The following is a 15,328-nucleotide window of genomic DNA, read 5'->3' as shown; positions in this document are numbered from 1 at the left end:
GTTCGGAGGCGGTTTTCGGTAGGACGCAGCGCACGTCCGTTTGTTCTTGTGGCAGTTGGCGCCGCGCGTCAGACTCGTCGTCATCCCCACTCCGGCCAACGTGCCGGCAGCCGTTCTCGGTTGTCGGCGCGGTCGCCGTGCTGCCACACCGTGTGACGTGCACGGGCCGGAGGGGGTCTGACGAAGGGGATCGATGGATCAGGGCATGGTCGAACTGGCGAGGGTCAGACTGCTGAGTGCCAACCGGCGCGTGGTGCGTGGTGCCGAAGGGCTGTGGATCTACCGGCTTCTGACACAGGTCGAGCCGGAGACGTACGGGTCGAAGCTGGCGTACGTCCTGGTGGAGGCGAGCGCGTCTCCTCTCGTGCGGGAATTGCCTGAGCGGCGGTTGGCCCTGTTGGACGAGGCCGTGGAGGTGGCGAAGGCCCTTGGAACCTCGAACCCCTACCGGGCGAAAATGCTGGCGAGGGCCCTGGCCGCCAGAGAGCGGGAACTGAAGGGCCGCCCGGCGGAGCCGCTCGCGTCCGAGGGGCGGGAGCATCGGGCGGCCCTTCAGGAAGACCCGCGAGAGCGCGCATGACCCTGTGGGTGCCGGGCACCGACTCCCCGGACGGTGAGGAAGCGGAGGGGCAGGTCCCGTCGTCCGAACGGAGCGGTGCCTGATTCCCCGGGTGCCGGCACGTTGCGTGGGGTTCCTGCTGCGTCAGGAACCCCACGCTCGCGATGCCGGATGGCACGTGTGGGCAGGACCCGAGCCCGACAGCCCGATAGTCAGCGGTGGCTCGTCGAGCGAGGTTCTCGAGCGGGGTGTACGGCCAGGCCCTTCAGCGGTTTCGTGTGCCCGCCGGCGCGGGGGCGAAAGCGTCGGCGAGGCTGGTCAGGATGGAGCCGGGCCAGGTGCTCTCCCCGAACACGCTCACCGGCATGGCGAGCACGCCGTACTCGCGCTGGAGTGTCTCCGCCGGGATCTCGGCTGGGAAGAAGTAGTTGCCGGGACAAGTCCGGCTCGCCGTGGGAATCGCCTTGAAGACGTCGTCCGGCAACCGTTCGAACAGTCGCTCGGCCCGTGCGGTCAGTTCGTCGACGACGTGCCGGGGCACGTCACTGTGCTCGGTCAGCAGGCGGTCGGCGAGCCCCAGCTGTGCCGGCGAGGGCGGATCGGCCCGGAAGGCTTCGGCCAGTTCGGTCTGCGCCGGACCCAGAAGGACCACGCCGAACGTGCGGGGCCACAGCCATCCCTTGGTGACCGAATGCAGCAGGACCGCACAACCGGTGTCCAGCAGTCGCCGTGTGCCGGGGGCGAAAGGGGCCTTCAGGTCGTAGACGCTGTCGATCAGCACGCGGCGGCGTGGTGATTCCCGCAACCACGCGATCACCGCGGCGCACTCGTCATCGGACAGGTAGCGGCCGAGCGGCTTGCTGGGGTTCGCGAGCAGCAGGTATTCGGGCCGGTGGTCCACCGGTGACCTCGGCAGAGCCGGCGCCGGCAGCGTCGGGTAGGACGCGGGCGCCAAGCCCGCGGCACGGGCCAGCTCGAAGTACACCGGGTACACGTCACCGGGCAGCCACACCCGCGCTCGCAGGGCGCGCAGCCACTCGAACACCACCTCGAGCCCGTGCCGGACCCCTCGACAGACCATGGCGCGGCCGGACCACTCCTCCGGCAGCTCGAAGCGCCGCAGCCAGGCTCGCGCGAGATCGCACCGGTGCGCCGTGCTGATGTCGGTCGGAGCTTCCGGTCGTGTCGGAGCAAGCGCCCGGTACACGTTGGTCTCGGCGGCGTCCAGAAGCATCGGAGAAGCACCGAGTTGCCGCTGCCGGAATTCCTGGAACTCCTCGAACCTCATGCCGCCGCGCCTTCCGGCACGATCTCGCTGGCCCGGTCTTCCAGGGAGGCGTAGCAGCGTCCGTCGGCCATGACGTTCCAGCTGCGTGCGATCCCGTTGGTGCGTTCCCAGAGCAGGCTGGGTTCGGTGTAGGCGGCGATCCGCATGGGCCGCCCGTCCCAGCCGCCGTGGTAGACCGGCGCGCCCCAGGGCAGGCGGTCCGCCAGTGCGAAGCCGTGCCGCTCGGCGAATCCGGTGACGACGGACAGCGAAACCTGGTGCTCTCGGCTCCAGAGGTTGGCGGCGCGGTCGAAGTAGAGCGACTCCGTGCTGGTGGATACGTAGAGCTCCTTGAAGCAGACTTCCTCGACACCCAGAGCCGCGGCCCACGAAAGGTAGTCGCCGACACCGGCCGCGTCGGCGACGCCACCGTGCTGGAGCACACATATCAGTCTCATCCGCAGCCCCGGCCAGCGATCACGTTCCACGCGCCAGGTGTCGATCACAGAGTTCACCGGCGTGCGCAGCATCATCAGCCGCTCGTTGACGGCGTCGTCCTGATGGTGCCGAGAGACTGCCAGTACGTTCAGGCCTGCGGCGCCCAGGGCTGCGAGGCGGTCGGCCCGGTCGGCGTGCCGGCCCCTCGCCGTGGTGTGCGCGTTGGTGATGAGGACGACCTTCGGGAAGGCCGCCGAGCAGGCGGACACCAGCCGCAGCTGCTGTTCGAACGGTATGAGTGTGGGTTCCCCACCGCCGGTGATCACCGCACGCTCGGCCCCCGCCGCACGGGCGCGCTCCAGCCAGTGCGCGACCGCGCCCCACGGGACCCGTGCCGGTGCTTGGTCGCTGGAGATCGAAGCCGAGGAGAAGCAGAACGAACAGCGGGCCTGGCAGGCGGAGGCGACCGGCAGAAGCGAGACCGAGCGCGGTCGCGTGGCGGCGTAGCTGCGCAGTGCCGAACCGTGCAGGTGCAGGGAGGCCGCCATGGCATCCTCCACGGTTGTCGTGCGCAGCGTGAACTCATCGCCCACTTGGTCGAGTTCGTGCACGGCTGACAACCGGATGCGCGCCTCGTGCAGTTCCATGCCGAGGCCGGTCGACACGTTGGGCACCAGCGTGTCGGGGTCCACCAAGGTCTCCAGCACCAGCAGCCGGTCGCCCGGAATGGCCAGACGATCCAGCAGGCGTCGCGCCTTGCCTATGCCGATGTCCAACTCCGCACGGGTCAGCAGGTGGAACCGGTCCGGATAGGTGCTCTCCGGAATCCCCGCCTTGCCGTAGGCGAACGCGTACTTGTCGAAGCCCTTCGCGAAGTTCGACAGCACGATGACGTGGAATCGCTGGCCGCTGTGGTTCATCCCGTCATCATGCTTGACTTCCTCCCCGCTCTGAAGGCGGGGGGATCATCCAGCTTCTTGGCCTCTCGCACAGGGGCCCGGAGTTCACTCGGGTCAAGCATGTGTCGGGGGTGTCCGGCGTGCTCATGTGGCGCGGGGCCGTCGTGTCCGTGACGCGTCGGTGCGGCGGTGGCGTCGGGTGGGGGACGCCGGCGGGGGAGAGGCCGGTCGGGTGCGTGTCGGCGGATGCTTCGGAGCCGGAGGTCTGAGGATGTCGAGAAGGCGCCACCGGCTCCGTCCCAGGTACATCACCGGCCGTCACCGGCCATCACCCGGCCGCGCGAGGAAGAGGGAGAAATCAGCATGGCGATTCAGCGGTCACAGCCGGCTCGAGCTGGCGAAGTACCGCAGTCCCGAGGCTGTCAGCGCCGGGCCGCGCAACCGGCCGCACTGAACTCGTGGGCGAAATCGCCCAGTTCGAGGACAGCTATCTCCTCTGCTACGTCCGTGGCCCGGAGGGCCTCATCGTCGGACTCGCTGAGCAACTGCGCCGAGGAGGAGGAACCGATCAGGCGGCACAACGAGATCACCGTGCTGGTAGAGGTCCCGGTAATTCACCGTCGGCGTGAGGTACGCGTACTTCCGCGAGATCGCCTCCAGTCCGCTTCGGGAACCGCAGGCCATGCGTTCAGATACCCGCAGAACAGTCGCGGGATCCGCATGAAGGGCTCCGCGTGCCCGCGAGATGACGCGACAGCGAAGGGACAAGTCGCACGCGAGCGGATCTTCGACGGACTCCTCAGCAGACTCGACGGAGAAGCCTCCTGACGAACATCAGTAACTGAGGGGGAGCCGTGCTGCTGAGCCTGTCTACGATGTGCGACCACGCTGCCTTCCCCAGGAGCGCGTCAGCTCCGGGCGTGCCTCCGTACAGGAAGTGCGGGGAGGCCGGCGCCGGCTCTCGCCGGGAAAGCGCGGTCGGTGGCCGGCGTCATGGCGGGCGATCAGATGTGCAGTGGTCCCGGCTGAGCGTCGGCGTTCTGCCAGTTCCGTATTGGTCGGTCACCAGGTCCGGATGTTCCTGCACGCCTCGGAAGTGGTCGTCTTCGACAGTTCCGACGAGGTCGCCCGGCACGAGCGGGTGACCACCCGCTATGGATCGAAGCTCGTCTTGGACCACTACTCGAGGCCCTCCGACGGACCGCGCTCAGCCGCGTACGGCCGTCTCCAGCGGGAACCGTGTCCCCGTCAGCTCCTCCGACACCGTCCACAGCCGCTTCGCCGCCTCCGGGTCGCTCGCCGCCGCGCTCCGGCCGACCAGGGTGGGCGCGCCGCGCAACTCCTGGAAGCCGTCCGGGCCGACGTAGCTCGCGCCGGGGAGGTCCTGCGTCGCCGCGTACAGGGTGGGCAGCGCGCCCGCCTTGTCGTCCTGGGCCATGAACCGGTTGCCGAACTTCATGAAGAGCCGGGACAGCGGGCTCGCCGCGTGGCTCTGGAGGTTGGTGGCGGCGTACCCGGGGTGCGCGGCGGTGGCGCGGACCGGGGAGCCCGCCTCCGTCAGACGGCGCTGGAGCTCCAGGGTGAAGAGGAGGTTCGCGAGCTTCGACTGGGCGTAGGCGCCGGTGGGGCTGTAGTTCGCCGTCCGGTTCAGGTCGGAGAAGTCGATCACTCCGGTGCCGCCGCGGTGCAGGCCCGAGGAGACGGTGACGACCCGGTCGGTGATGTGGGGCAGCAGCAGGTTGGTCAGGGCGAAGTGCCCCAGGTGGTTCGTGCCGAACTGCATCTCGAAGCCGTCCCGCGTGCGCTGCTCCGGCAGCATCATCACACCGGCGTTGTTCAGCAGCAGATGCAGCTCGCCCTTCCAGTCCGCCGCGAACTCCCGGACCGAGGACAGGTCCGCCAGATCCAGGCGGCGGACCTCCGTGCTGCCGTGCACGGTGGCCGCCGCCGCGCGGCCGCGCTCCGGATCCCGTACGGCGAACACGACATGCGCGCCCGCGCGGGCCAGCGCCTGCGCCGCCTTGAGGCCGATACCGCTGTTGGCTCCGGTGACCACGGCCGTGCGGCCCGTGAGGTCAGGGAGGTCGGTCGCGTTCCACTTGTCAGTTGCCATGACCTCAATGTAGACGTCGACAACAATGATGTCAATGACAACAATGCTGGCGCCGTCTACATCCGGATACGATGGTGCGCATGCCGTCCGAGAAGTCCGAGAGTCGCGAGACCCGCCCCTACCACCACGGAGACCTCCGCTCCGCGCTGCTCGCGAGCGCGGAGCGCACCCTGCGGGAGAAGGGGGTCGCGGCCCTGTCCCTGCGGGAACTGGCCCGGGACATCGGCGTCAGCCACGCCGCCCCCGGGCGCCACTTCAAGGACAAGCAGGCCCTGCTCAACGCCCTGGCGCTCGCCGGCTACGAGCGGCTGACCCGGGCGCTGACCGCCGTCGACGACCCCGCTCTCCCGCTGGAACCGCGGCTCGTCGCCCTGGCCCGGGGTTATCTCGGCTTCGCCACCGAGAACGCCGAGCTCCTGGAGCTCATGTTCGCCCGCAAGCACGACCCCGACGCCTCCGAGGAGATGGCCGCCGCCGTCGACCGCACGGTGGGGGCGCTGGAGCGGATCATCGCGGACGCCCAGAAGCGCGGAGAGATCATCGAGGGGGACCCCGCCGACCTCACCCTCGCCGTGGGCGCCACTCTCCAGGGCACCGCCACCTTCGCCGCCAACGACCGGCTCGACGCGCGGACCGCTCTCGACGGCGTCCCCCGACTGGTGCACCTGATGCTGCACGGCCTCAAGCCCAGGTGACCTTCGGGCAGTTGTGCGCGACGTGTGCAGATGGTCGATCCGAGACCGTTCGCCGCCCATCGCCCCGCCATGGATCAGTAACCCCCAGCCCCTGCACAGCCCCCCGCAGCAGGACCGACCCCACTGCGAAGACCTCCAGCCACTGGAGGTCAAGACGGTGCAGTGCCAGGGCTCGTGGCCCAGGCCGCGGCGGGGAAAGCGCGCGTCACGAAGCGGACGTGAGGGCGTCCAGACGTACCGGGGCGTGCGTGTGCGCCGTGAGGTCCGCCGCAGTGACGCCGGGAGCTGTCTCGACCAGCGCGAGGCCGTCGTCGGTGATGTCGAGGACACCGAGGTCGGTGATGACGCGGTGGACGCAGCGCTCACCGGTGAGCGGCAGGGTGCACTCCTTGAGGATCTTCGGGCTGCCGTCCTTCGCGGTGTGGTCCATGAGGACGATCACGCGGCGGGCGCCGTGGACGAGGTCCATCGCGCCGCCCATGCCCTTGACCATCTTGCCGGGGATCATCCAGTTGGCCAGGTCGCCGCGCTCGGAGACCTGCATGGCGCCCAGGACGGCGGTGCCGATGTGGCCGCCGCGGATCATGCCGAAGGACAGGGCGGAGTCGAAGAAGGACGCGCCGGGCAGGACTGTGACGGTCTCCTTGCCCGCGTTGATCAGATCGGGGTCGACCTCGTCCTCGGTCGGGTAGGGACCGGTGCCGAGGATGCCGTTCTCGGAGTGCAGGACGACGTGCACGCCGGGCGGGAGGTGGCCGGGGATGAGGGTGGGCAGGCCGATGCCGAGGTTGACGTAGGAGCCGTCGGTGAGTTCGGCGGCGGCTCGGGCGGCCATCTGGTCGCGGGTCCAGGCCATCAGGTACGTACCGTCCTCTTCTCGATCCGCTTGTCGGCGGCCTCTTCAGCGGTGAGAGCCACGACCCGTTGGACGAAGACGCCGGGCAGGTGTACTTCGTCGGGAAGCAGTTCGCCCACTCCGACGAGTTCCTCGACCTCGGCGATGGTGACGCGGCCGGCCATGGCGGCCAGCGGGTTGAAGTTGGCGGCTGCGCGGCGGAAGCAGAGGTTGCCGTGCCGATCGCCGCGCCAGGCGCGGACGAGCGCGTAGTCGGTGGTGATGCCGTGCTCCAGGACGTACGGGCGGCTCGCGAAGTCGCGGGTCTCCTTGGGCGGGGAGGCGACGGCGACCGAGCCGTCGGGTGCGTAGCGCCAGGGCAGCCCGCCCTGGGCGACCTGGGTGCCGACGCCGGCCGGGGTGTAGAAGGCGGGGATGCCCGCCCCGCCCGCCCGCAGGCGTTCGGCGAGCGTGCCCTGCGGAACGAGTTCCACCTCCAGCTCGCCGGACAGGTACTGCCGGGCGAACTCCTTGTTCTCACCGACGTAGGAGCCTGTGACCCGGGCGATGCGACCGTCGGCGAGCAGCACGCCGAGGCCGCGGCCGTCGACCCCGCAGTTGTTGGAGACGACTCGCAGACCACCGGTGCCCTGCGCGTGCAGGGCACCGATCAGAACGTCGGGTACGCCGCTGAGGCCGAAGCCGCCCACGGCGAGCGAGGCGCCGTCGGGGATGTCGGCGACCGCCTCGGTGGCGCCGGCGATGACTTTGTCCACGGTGTGGATTCCTTTCAGTGCGCCGCGCCGGGCAGCACGGTGGAGCAGGCGTCGTCGACGACCGGATGAGTACCGGTGATGTGCGCAGCCTCGTCGGAGGCGAGGGAGACGGCCGCCTCGACGACGTCGTCGCGTGCGCCGACCCGGCTGAGCGGGATGTGGCGGGCGATGTCGCGCATCGGGTGGTCCTCGGCGAGGGATCTGCGCGGGAGCCGCTGTCGATCACGCCGGGGTGACGCAGTGGGCCGGATGCCGTACGGGGCGCCCTCTGCGGCGATGTGCCGGGTCAGCGCGGTCAAGCCGCCCTTGGCGATGTGCCCGTTGGTGGGCGAGCCGCCGACTACCGGAGTCCAGCCGCCGGTCAGGACGCGGCCTCGGCTGCGGATCACGTGTGACCAGGCCGCGTGGGCGGTCAGCCACACCGATTTCAGCTCGGCCCGCAGAGGGGAGGCGAAGTCGTCGCACAGTTGGCCGTCGACGGGTCCGAAGCGCACGGCGCCGGCGTTGGCATGGACGTTGTCGATCCCGCCGAAGGCGTCCGCGGCGTCCGCGGCCTCCGCGGCCCAGGTGCGGACGGAATCCTCGTCGGTGACGTCCACGGGGCCGGTGGTGAGCGCGGTGCCACCCTCCCGGGCGATGAGCCGCTGGGTCTCGACGGCGCCCTCGTGCCGCAGGTCGCCGCCGACCACGAGCGCGCCCTCGGCCGCGAAACGCAACGCGGCGGCCCGGCCCTGACCGCGTGCGGTGCCGGAGAACAGGGCGACCTTGCCGTCGAGCCTCTTCACGGAGTTCCCTCGCGCACGGCGTCGGACAAGGACTTGACGCCGCCGTGCGCGGTCAGGCCGCCGTCGACCGGGATGTCGGCGCCGGTGATGAACGACGACTCGTCCGACAGCAGGAACACGACCAGGGGCGCGACCTCATCGACGGTTCCGGTGCGCCCCAAGGGGGTCTCCCGGATGTTGCTCTCGCGGAAGGCCGGTGCGGCGGAGGCGGTCATCTCGGTCTCGATGTAGCCGGGGTGGATGGTGTTGACGCGGATTCCGCGCGGCCCGAGTTCCAGTGCGGCCACCCTGGAAAGACCCCGCAGTCCCCATTTGCTGGCGGTGTAGGCGACCGGATAGTGCGCGGTGAGCGCGGCGGACGAGCCGACGTTGACGATCGAGGAGCCGGGCGGCATGAGCGGGGCGAGGTACCGGATGCCGAGGAGCGGGCCGGTGACGTTGACGGCGTGGACCCGGTCGAAGTCCGCGGCCCGTACGTCGCCGAGGCGGGCGCGCCAGGTGATCCCCGCGTTGTTCACCAGACCGTGCACCTGCCCGTACGCCTCCTTCAGCTCGGCGGCGAGTTCGGCCCAGTCGTTCTCGCCGGTGACGTCGAGGTGCCGGCAGCCGCCCTCCGGCCGTACGTCGGTGGTGATCACCCGCGCGCCCTCCCGGGTGAGCGCGTCGGCCTCGGCGGCGCCCTGGCCGCGCGCCGCGCCGGTGACGACGACGACCTTGCCCAGGAGCCTCTTGCGGTACGAGTCGCTCATGCCCGTTCCCGGGGCCGACGTCGGCCGGTGGGAAGAGGCACCGGATCGGCGCCCGGGACGACGGTGTTGGACACGGTGCCGATGCCCTCCACCGTGAGGGTGACGGTGTCGCCCGGCTTGAGGGGCGGCGGGCTCTGCTCGCCGCGTACGCCCCACAGCTCGGCCAGGCAGCCGCCGTTGCCGCACGTGCCGGAGCCCAGGACATCGCCGGGCATCACCCGCGTACCGCGCGAGGCGTAGGCGACCATCTCCTCGAACGTCCAGCTCATGTTGGACAGCAGGTCCCTGCCGACGACCTCGCCGTTGACCTCGGCGGTGAGCGCCAGCCGCAGGAAGCCTTCGTCGTCGCGGTAGCGGTCCAGTTCGTCGCTGGTCACCAGGTAGGGGCCGAGGGTGGTGGCGGTGTCCTTGCCCTTGCAGGGGCCGAGACCGACCTTCATCTCGGCGGACTGCAGGTCACGGGCGGACCAGTCGTTGAAGACGGTGTAGCCGACGATGTGGTCGCGGGCCTGCTCGGGCGTGAGGTCGCGGCCCTCGCGGCCGATGACGGCGGCCACTTCCAACTCGAAGTCCAGGACCATGGAGCCGGGTGGCACCGGAACGTCGTCGTGGGGGCCGTACAGGGCGTGCGGGTTGGTGAAGTAGAAGGTCGGGGCGGCGTACCACTGTTCAGGTACCCCGACGGCGCTCTGCACGGACCGCCGTACACCTTCCACGTGCTCCTCGAAGGTGACGAAGTCCCGCACCGAGACGGGCTGGAGGGGAGGCAGCAGCCTGACCTCCGAGACGTGAGGGCCGGGCGGTGCGTCCAGTGCCGCCGCGCCCGCGGCCAGCAGCCCCGGCAGACCGCCGACTTCGGAGAGCAGGGCGGTGAGCGACGTGACGCCGGGCAGGGGGAGGAGGGTGCCGTCGTCCTCCACGACGGCCACGCGGTGGCGGCGCTGGTGTTCGTAGGCGGCGAAACGCATGGTGCGGCTCCTGGCGGGCTGGGCCCGGGGGCAGCGGCGCTGGTGCGGTCAGGGCAGTTGACAGGGCCACCGCGCCCCCGGGCGTCGGGATGGGATCAGACCGGCGGGGCGACGAAGACACCGCGGTCGGGGTCGTTGAACGACTCCTTGGCGACCAGTTCGTTCATCGGGTTGGCGGTGCCCCACTGGTCGGTGACCTCGGGCTGGGAGAAGTCGTAGACGTGCGGGTGCCAGGTGTCCTCGTCCAGCAACTCAAGCTCCGTCGTGTACTCGACGGTGTTGCCGTGCGGGTCGAGGAAGTAGGTGAAGGTGTTGTCGCCCGCCATGTGCCGGCCGGGCCCCCAGACCTTCTGGTGGCCGGCCCGGATGACGCGGCCGGATCCGCGCATGTACTCGTCGAGGCCGCGCATCTCGAACGAGACGTGGTGCAGGGCGGTGTGCGGGCCCTGGGCGATGGCCATGGAGTGGTGCTGGTTGGAGATCCGCATGAAGTGCATGACCTCGCCCATGTGCGGTGAACTGAGCGTGTCGGAGAGGCGGAAGCCGAGGTGGCGCTCGTACCACTCCCGCGTCCGGTTGAGATCCGGGGAGTTGAGCACGACGTGGGAGAGCTTGACCGGGATCGCCTCCTTCTCCTCGATCTTGCGGTGCCGGCGGACCTCCACGTCGGACGAGACCTCGATGGTGCGTCCGTCGACGTCGAAGAAGCGGAAGCCGTAACCGCCGCCGGGGGTGTCGACCTTGCCGGGCTGGGAGATCAACTGGACGCCGCCCGCGAGGAGTTCCTCGGCGAGTGTGTCCACGTCGGCCGCGGAAGCGGCACCGTAGGAGACCAGGTCCAGGCGCTTCTCCTCGGCTTCGCGCAGCCGCACGACGTACTGCTCCGGTGAGCCCTCGGCGGCGAGGAAGGAGATGCCGGAGTCCTCGGCGACCTTGGTCAGTCCCCAGACGCCGGCGTAGAAGTCGAGTTGCTTGTCGTGGTCGGGCACGGCGAGGTCGACGTGCCGCAGGTGGGTGAGCAGACGTGCGCTCATGACGGGATCCTCCTCAGGCGGGGATGAGGTTGAGCAGTGCGGCGGCGTTGCCGCCGCGTACGGCGTCGAAGTCGGCCTCGGACAGCCGGGCGGCGCGCAGCGCGCCGACGGGGTCCTCGGTTCCCATGTCGAACGGGTAGTCCGATCCGAGGCAGACACGGTCGGGACCGGCCACGCGAACCAGTTCCCCGAGGACGTGCGGGTCGTGGACGAGGGAGTCGAAGTACAGGCGCTTCAGATAGCTGCTGGGCAGGTGGGCGCAGCCGGCGCCGGCGTCGGAACGGGTGGACCAGGCGTGGTCGGAGCGGCCGATGTGGGTGGGCAGATAGCCGCCGCCGTGTGCGGCGATCACCTTCAGACCGGGGTGGCGGTCCAGGACGCCGGAGAAGATCAGGTGGGAGAGAGCCACGGCGTTCTCGGTGGGCTGTCCCACGGTGTTGGACAGGTACCACTGGTCGAGCCGCTCGTCGAGCGTGCAGCCGAAGGGGTGCAGGAAGAGGACCGCGCCACTCTCCTCGGCCCGCGACCACAGGGGTTCGTACGCCGGGTCGGACAGCTCACGGCCCGGGGCGTGGCTGGAGATCTCCACTCCGCTCAGCCCCTGTTCGAGGGCATGGTCGAGGGCACGGACCGCGAGCCGCGGGTGCTGGAGCGGTACGAGGCCGAGTCCGCGCAACCGGTCGGGGGCGGCCGAGCAATGCGCCGCCGTCGCCTCACCCGCGAGCCGGCACAGCTTCTCGGCCGTCTCCTCGTCCGCCCAGTAGTGGTAGTGCGAGGGGGACGGACTGACGAGCTGGACGTCCACGCCCTGCCTGTCCATGGCGGCCAGCCGCACGGTGGGGTCGGTCAGCAGGGGGACGCGCTCGCGCACCATGGGCCCGTTGACGGCCAGGGCCGCCGGGCCGTTGCGCCGGGCGTCCAGAGCCCTCGCCTCGGCCAGGCCCGGCAGGCCGCCCACCAGTGCTTCGATTTCGGGCAACAGGACGTGGGCGTGCACGTCAATGGTGAGCGCGGTCACGGCAGCTCCCGCAGCATCGTCATGGTCCGGGCCATCAGACCGGGAACGTCCGCGTCCCGGACGCCGTCGAGCTGCCACTGCCCGAGCTGCACGGATGCCTCCACCACCGGACGGACCCGGGCGATACGTCGCTCGTAGTACGCCTGGAACAGGGCGTCGTCCCAGCTCTGCGTGGCTGTCAGCAACTGGGCGAGCACCCACGCGTCCTCCAGGGACAGGGCCGCGCCCTGAGCGAGGGTGGGCGGACAGCAGTGCGCGGCGTCGCCGATCAGCACCACGCGGCCGCGGTGCCAGGAGTCCTCGACCAGCAGCCGGTCGAACCGCGTGTAGTTGACCTTCGCCGGGTCGGCGATGTGCTGGGTGATCTCCGGCCAGAAGCCGCCGTAGGCGCAGGCGAGGCGGCGCATCTCGTCGGCGTACGTGGCGGGCGGGATCGAGGCACGGTCGCGGTTGTCCTCGACGACGTACGCGTACAGGGTGCTGTCGCTGGTCGGGCTGTAGCCCGCGATGTAGGCGGGGCCGCCGAAGGCGAGGTCGGTGCGGGTGACACCGGCGGGGCGCGGGGCGGCGATGCGCCAGATGGCCATGCCGGTCGGTTCCGGCTTGTCGGTGATGCCGATCGCCGCGCGGGTCGAGGAACCGAGTCCGTCGGCGGCGATCACCAGGTCGTAACGTCCCTCGCCGCCGTCGGAGAAGCGTACGGAGACCCCGTTCGCGTCCTGGTCGAGGATCTGGGCGGTCGTGCCCAGGCGCACCGAGGCGCCGCTCGCGCGCACGGCGTCGATGAGGATCTGCTGGAGGCGGGGACGCTGCATGCCGAGCGTGGCGGGCAGGTCGTCACCGCCGGTGCGGATGTCCCGGGCGACGTGCAACACGGTGCCGTCGGGGGCGGTGATGCCGACCGAGCCGTAGCCGAAGCCGGACGCCTGAACCTGCTCCCACACCCCGAGTTCACGCAGGACGCGCAGGGCGTTGCCCTGAAGGGTGATGCCGGAGCCCGCGGTGGCGTTCCAGTCGTCCCTCGCCTCGATCAGATCCACGGCGAATCCGCCGCGACGCAGGAGGATGGTGACGGCGTTGCCGGCTGCTCCACCGCCGATCACCAGGACCGTACGGGCTCTGCTCATGGATGTCATTGGGGGAACTCCCTTGTTCCGCCGGTTACTTGACGGCGATCGGGTTGACCGGGGAGCCGACGGCTCCCGTGATGGGCAGCGGGGCGGCGGTGAGCCAGAAGTCGTGCACGCCGTCCGCGGCGCAGTCCTCGGCGAGCGCGTCCAGGTCCCACATCTCGCCGATGAGCAGGCCGAGGTGCGGGATGGCGACCTGGTGCAGCGGCTGGAACGCGGGCTCGAACTCGTTCGGCCTGACCTCGAACCCCCAGGTGTCGGTGGCGAGCGCGGCGATCTCGGTGCCGTGCAGCCAGCCGACCGTGGTGAAGGACAGCCCGGGGGCGTCGCCGCCCGCGTAGTCGCCCCAGCCCTCACGCCGGGCCCGGGTCAGCCGGCCGGTGCGCACGAGCACCATGTCGCCGCGGCCCACCGCCACCCCGTGCGCCTCGGCCGTCGCCGTCAGGTGCTCCTCGGTGATGGCGAAGCCGTCGGGCAGTTCACCGTTGTCACCGATGACGCGGCCCACGTCCAGCAGCACACCGCGCCCGGCGACATGGGGAGCCATGTGCTCGATGCCGGTGACCAGGTCGCCCTCGGAGGTGACGACCTGCTCCGCGGCGCGCCCGTTCCACGCCTTGCCGTGGTCGAAGATGTGGCCGAGCCCGTCCCACTGCGTGGAGCACTGCAGCGGCATCGCGATCACGTCGTCGGCGCCGCCGAGACCGTGCGGGAAGGGCTGGTGGCCGAGGGCCGCGTCCACACCGGTGTCCAGCATCGTGTGCACCGGGTTGGTGCGCCGCCGCCAGCCCTTCTGCGGGCCGTTCATGTCGAAGGACTGAGCGAGCGAGAAACTGACACCCCGCCGGATGAGAGCCGCGCCCTCGCGGCGCTTGGCCTCGTCGAGGAAGTTCAGCGTGCCGAGCACGTCGTCCTCGCCCCAGCGCCCCCAGTTCGAGAAGGCCTTGGCCGCCTCGGCGATGGCGGCCTCGGGGTCGTGGCGGTCCAGGGTCACGGCGCGACCTCCGTCACACAGCGGGTGCGCTGCACGCCTAGCCCGGTGACCGAGCCTTCCATGACGTCGCCGTGGCGCAGCAGGCGGCCCCAGTGCATGCCGTTGCCTGCCGGGCTGCCGGTGAGCACGAGGTCGCCGGGCAGGAGCCGTGCGGTCTGGGAGGCGTACGCCACCATGCGCGCGACCGTGAAGATCATGTCCTTGGTGGACTCGTCCTGCATGGTCTCGCCGTTGAGCCTGAGCGTGACTTGCAGGTCGTCGGGGTGCGCGATCGACTCGGCCGGGACGATCCACGGGCCGAGCGGGGTGAACCCCGGGGCGTTCTTGCTGCGCAGCCAATCCGTGCCGATCTGCGGCATGTCCCGGCGGAAGACGGTGGCCCGGTCGGTCACATCGTTGGCGATGGTGTACCCGGCGATGTACCGCGGCGCCTCCTCCACCGACACCCGAAAGGCGGCCCGGCCGATGACGACCGCCAACTCCAGCTCCCAGTCCGGTTGTTCGGCCCAGGCGGGCAGGACGACATCGTCGTACGGTCCGGTGATCGCGCCGGGCAGGCCGATGAAGACGTACGGCAGGTCCTCGGCAGCGCGCCGATCCATGAGCTCCGCGGCCTCCGCGCGGCGCTCCTCCTCCGGCCGGTCGTCGCCGGGAGCGCGATGGGCCACGTGCAGGTCGATCACATGCTGGCGGTAGTTCGCGCCCGACTGGAACACCTGCCGCGGCGCGACGGGCGCGTGCACGCGGAGGGCCGCAACAGGTACGCGGGGCAGGGCGGGGTCGGCCGCCAGTGCGCGCAGTCGGGGCAGTGCCGTCTCCCAGCGGTCCAGGACGTCCAGCGTGGTCAGCCGCTCGTCCCCGAAGGCCTGCCGCAGGTCGAGAGCCTGGCCGTCGGGCGTCACCAGGGAGGGAAAGGCCGGCCCGTCCGGGGCCGACAGCGTGGCAAGGGCCAAGGGTCCGGCGAAGAGCGCGGACGCGGGTTCAGGTTTCACTGGCATGTCCTCCCGATTGCGGTGTGACTAATCTGGACCCCGCATCCGTGATCAGGGAAATCGATCCTGCCGATGA

15 protein-coding genes and 1 pseudogene are annotated in these 15,328 nt (G+C 70.5%); 3 read left to right on the top strand and 13 right to left on the bottom strand.

The window, feature by feature from the left end:
• The first annotated feature begins 205 nt into the window (after positions 1-205).
• Complete coding sequence (locus tag K1J60_RS00390) at positions 206-580, top strand: hypothetical protein (protein WP_259407485.1); 375 nt, start codon at positions 206-208, stop codon at positions 578-580.
• Between the two features lie 244 nt (positions 581-824).
• Here K1J60_RS00390 and K1J60_RS00385 read toward each other — a convergent pair whose 3' ends face one another.
• Positions 825-1,847: an aminotransferase class I/II-fold pyridoxal phosphate-dependent enzyme gene (locus tag K1J60_RS00385; RefSeq protein ID WP_220644346.1), complete on the bottom strand. Its 1,023-nt coding sequence runs from the start codon at positions 1,845-1,847 to the stop codon at positions 825-827.
• Positions 1,844-3,184, bottom strand: a complete 1,341-nt coding sequence (locus tag K1J60_RS00380; protein WP_220644345.1) for a radical SAM protein — start codon at positions 3,182-3,184, stop codon at positions 1,844-1,846. Before K1J60_RS00380 ends, K1J60_RS00385 begins: the two co-directional genes overlap by 4 nt.
• A gap of 250 nt (positions 3,185-3,434) precedes the next feature.
• On the opposite strand from K1J60_RS00380, the pseudogene K1J60_RS45505 reads away from it, so the two are divergent.
• Positions 3,435-3,714, top strand: a pseudogene (locus tag K1J60_RS45505) (hypothetical protein); the annotation flags it as partial.
• A gap of 656 nt (positions 3,715-4,370) precedes the next feature.
• Here K1J60_RS45505 and K1J60_RS00370 read toward each other — a convergent pair.
• A complete protein-coding gene (locus tag K1J60_RS00370) occupies positions 4,371-5,276 on the bottom strand; it encodes an oxidoreductase (RefSeq protein WP_220644343.1) in 906 nt (301 codons plus the stop codon).
• 71 nt (positions 5,277-5,347) lie between these two features.
• Between K1J60_RS00370 and K1J60_RS00365 the strand changes: the two genes are divergently transcribed.
• The gene (locus tag K1J60_RS00365) at positions 5,348-5,971 is read left to right on the top strand and encodes a TetR/AcrR family transcriptional regulator (protein WP_220644342.1); all 624 of its coding nucleotides are present in this window, start codon (positions 5,348-5,350) and stop codon (positions 5,969-5,971) included.
• A gap of 205 nt (positions 5,972-6,176) precedes the next feature.
• On the opposite strand, the gene K1J60_RS00360 is transcribed toward K1J60_RS00365, so the two are convergent.
• From K1J60_RS00360 to K1J60_RS00315, 10 genes are all read right to left on the bottom strand, one after another.
• Positions 6,177-6,827: a CoA transferase subunit B gene (locus K1J60_RS00360; RefSeq protein WP_220644341.1), complete on the bottom strand. Its 651-nt coding sequence runs from the start codon at positions 6,825-6,827 to the stop codon at positions 6,177-6,179.
• Entirely contained in the window at positions 6,827-7,582 is a 756-nt protein-coding gene (locus tag K1J60_RS00355; protein ID WP_220644340.1) for a CoA transferase subunit A, read from the bottom strand. The genes K1J60_RS00360 and K1J60_RS00355 overlap by 1 nt, the downstream gene beginning before the upstream one ends.
• A gap of 14 nt (positions 7,583-7,596) precedes the next feature.
• Positions 7,597-8,367, bottom strand: coding sequence for an SDR family NAD(P)-dependent oxidoreductase (locus K1J60_RS00350; RefSeq protein WP_220644339.1), 771 nt, complete (start codon positions 8,365-8,367; stop codon positions 7,597-7,599).
• A complete protein-coding gene (locus K1J60_RS00345) occupies positions 8,364-9,116 on the bottom strand; it encodes an SDR family NAD(P)-dependent oxidoreductase (RefSeq protein WP_220644338.1) in 753 nt (250 codons plus the stop codon). Before K1J60_RS00345 ends, K1J60_RS00350 begins: the two co-directional genes overlap by 4 nt.
• The gene (locus K1J60_RS00340) at positions 9,113-10,084 is read right to left on the bottom strand and encodes a fumarylacetoacetate hydrolase family protein (RefSeq protein ID WP_220644337.1); all 972 of its coding nucleotides are present in this window, start codon (positions 10,082-10,084) and stop codon (positions 9,113-9,115) included. The genes K1J60_RS00345 and K1J60_RS00340 overlap by 4 nt, the downstream gene beginning before the upstream one ends.
• A 95-nt stretch (positions 10,085-10,179) precedes the next feature.
• Complete coding sequence (locus K1J60_RS00335) at positions 10,180-11,118, bottom strand: VOC family protein (RefSeq protein WP_220644336.1); 939 nt, start codon at positions 11,116-11,118, stop codon at positions 10,180-10,182.
• 13 nt (positions 11,119-11,131) lie between these two features.
• Positions 11,132-12,136, bottom strand: a complete 1,005-nt coding sequence (locus tag K1J60_RS00330) for an amidohydrolase family protein (RefSeq protein ID WP_220644335.1) — start codon at positions 12,134-12,136, stop codon at positions 11,132-11,134.
• Positions 12,133-13,263, bottom strand: coding sequence for an FAD-dependent oxidoreductase (locus K1J60_RS00325; protein WP_220644334.1), 1,131 nt, complete (start codon positions 13,261-13,263; stop codon positions 12,133-12,135). Before K1J60_RS00325 ends, K1J60_RS00330 begins: the two co-directional genes overlap by 4 nt.
• Before the next feature lie 34 nt (positions 13,264-13,297).
• The gene (locus K1J60_RS00320; RefSeq protein ID WP_220644333.1) at positions 13,298-14,260 is read right to left on the bottom strand and encodes a cyclase family protein; all 963 of its coding nucleotides are present in this window, start codon (positions 14,258-14,260) and stop codon (positions 13,298-13,300) included.
• Positions 14,257-15,258: a fumarylacetoacetate hydrolase family protein gene (locus K1J60_RS00315; RefSeq protein ID WP_220644332.1), complete on the bottom strand. Its 1,002-nt coding sequence runs from the start codon at positions 15,256-15,258 to the stop codon at positions 14,257-14,259. Before K1J60_RS00315 ends, K1J60_RS00320 begins: the two co-directional genes overlap by 4 nt.
• Between the last annotated feature and the right edge of the window lie 70 nt (positions 15,259-15,328).

This window comes from Streptomyces akebiae (genome assembly GCF_019599145.1).
GTDB lineage: Bacteria > Actinomycetota > Actinomycetes > Streptomycetales > Streptomycetaceae > Streptomyces > Streptomyces akebiae.
The sequence above is the reverse complement of the archived record's forward strand: the minus strand, read 5'-3'. Positions and strand labels throughout refer to the sequence as shown.

Coding starts and splice junctions, on each gene's coding strand:
- K1J60_RS00390 (WP_259407485.1), top strand. CDS start 206: ATGGTCGAACTGGCGAGGGTCAGACTGCTGAGTGCCAACCGGCGCGTG.
- K1J60_RS00385 (WP_220644346.1), bottom strand. CDS start 1,847: ATGAGGTTCGAGGAGTTCCAGGAATTCCGGCAGCGGCAACTCGGTGCT.
- K1J60_RS00380 (WP_220644345.1), bottom strand. CDS start 3,184: ATGAACCACAGCGGCCAGCGATTCCACGTCATCGTGCTGTCGAACTTC.
- K1J60_RS00370 (WP_220644343.1), bottom strand. CDS start 5,276: ATGGCAACTGACAAGTGGAACGCGACCGACCTCCCTGACCTCACGGGC.
- K1J60_RS00365 (WP_220644342.1), top strand. CDS start 5,348: ATGGTGCGCATGCCGTCCGAGAAGTCCGAGAGTCGCGAGACCCGCCCC.
- K1J60_RS00360 (WP_220644341.1), bottom strand. CDS start 6,827: ATGGCCTGGACCCGCGACCAGATGGCCGCCCGAGCCGCCGCCGAACTC.
- K1J60_RS00345 (WP_220644338.1), bottom strand. CDS start 9,116: ATGAGCGACTCGTACCGCAAGAGGCTCCTGGGCAAGGTCGTCGTCGTC.
- K1J60_RS00340 (WP_220644337.1), bottom strand. CDS start 10,084: ATGCGTTTCGCCGCCTACGAACACCAGCGCCGCCACCGCGTGGCCGTC.
- K1J60_RS00335 (WP_220644336.1), bottom strand. CDS start 11,118: ATGAGCGCACGTCTGCTCACCCACCTGCGGCACGTCGACCTCGCCGTG.
- K1J60_RS00325 (WP_220644334.1), bottom strand. CDS start 13,263: ATGAGCAGAGCCCGTACGGTCCTGGTGATCGGCGGTGGAGCAGCCGGC.
- K1J60_RS00315 (WP_220644332.1), bottom strand. CDS start 15,258: ATGCCAGTGAAACCTGAACCCGCGTCCGCGCTCTTCGCCGGACCCTTG.